This is a genomic window from Rhodococcus sp. 24CO, from assembly GCF_050586165.1.
Lineage (GTDB): Bacteria > Actinomycetota > Actinomycetes > Mycobacteriales > Mycobacteriaceae > Rhodococcus_F.
Genome location: NZ_JAZFNF010000055.1, coordinates 1 through 1,630, shown reverse-complemented (window position 1 = coordinate 1,630; position 1,630 = coordinate 1). Strand labels below are relative to the sequence as shown.

The 1,630-nt window shown below is 58.5% G+C and carries 1 protein-coding gene; it reads right to left on the bottom strand.

Going from position 1 to position 1,630, the window contains the following annotated elements:
* Positions 1-1,538: amino acid adenylation domain-containing protein (locus tag V2B23_RS30795; protein WP_430953682.1), on the bottom strand; the 1,538-nt coding region annotated here is incomplete at its 3' end.
* Positions 1,539-1,630 lie beyond the last annotated feature (92 nt).

Sequence of the window (1,630 nt, the reverse complement as noted above, 5' to 3'; positions counted from 1 at the left end):
CCACCCAACTCGAAGAAATCATCATCCAACCCCACCCGATCAACACCCAACACACCCACAAACGCCGACGCCACCACCAACTCCACCGACGACACCGGAGCCCGAAACACCCGAGCCTCGAACACCGGCTCCGGCAACAACGCCCGATCCAACTTCCCCGACGAATTCAACGGAAACGCATCCAACACCACCACAGCAGCCGGAACCATATAACCCGGAACCCGCTCCCCCACAAACCCCCGCAACACCGACACATCCACAACACTGCCCACAGCCGGCACCACATACCCCACCAACTGATCACCCGTCGCAGACCCACGCACCACCACCGCAGCCGACAACACCGACCCATGCGCCGTCAGCGCCGCCTCGATCTCCCCCAACTCAATCCGCTGACCACGAAACTTCACCTGAAAATCAGTACGCCCGATGTACTCGAGATCCCCCGCAGCACTCCACCGAACAAGATCACCCGTCCGATACATCCGCTCACCCGAACCGAACGCAGACGCCACAAACCGATCCGCACTCAAATCCGGACGACCCACATACCCCCGAGCCAACTGCACACCCGACAAATACAACTCACCCGCAACACCCACCGGCACCGGACGCAAACGCGAATCCAACACAAACACCCGCGAATTCCACTCCGGCACACCAATCGACACCACAGACCCCGACCCAGCAGCCGTCACATCCGCAAACGTAAACGACACCGCAGCCTCAGTCGGACCATACAAATTATGCAACCGCGCCGACGACACCAACCCGAACTCACGCACCGCCTCCACCGGCAACGCCTCACCAATCACCAACACATCACGCAACGAACCCAACAACCCCGGATCCACCAACGACGAAAACGTCGACAACATCGTCGGAACAAAATCCGTCACCGACACACCCTGATCATCAATCACCGACGCCAAATACCCCGGATCCCGATGACCATCAGCCGACGCCAACACCAACACCGCACCCACCCGCAACGGCATGAAAAAACCCCACAACGACACATCGAACGTCGTCGCCGTCTTCTGCAAATACACATCCGCAGCCGACAAAACATACTCACCCTGCATGAACTCGAGCTGATTCACAATCGCCGCATGCGAAACCGCAACACCCTTCGGCCGACCCGTCGACCCCGACGTGAAAATCACATACGCCGTATTCGACGCCCGCAACGGCGAGCGCCGATCCACATCAGTAACCCGCGCACCCGAAAAACCAGACACATCAACAACATCGACACACACAACCCGACGACCCGACGCCGTGAAACCATCACGCTCCGTCGACACCACACACACCGGATCAGCCGTATCCAACACATACTCATTACGCGAAACCGGAGCATCAGGATCCAACGGCACCCACGCCCCACCCGCACGCACAATCGCATACAAACCAACCAACAAATCCACACTACGCCGAACAGCCAACCCCACCAACGACTCCGGCCCAACACCCAAACCAATCAAATAACGCGCAAGCCGATTAACCCTCTCATCGAACTCCCCATACGAGAGCACCACATCACCACACACCACCGCCCGCGAACCCGAAGAAACCGCCACCACAGAATCAAAACCATCCAACAACAACCCACCCACAGTCTCGTGAG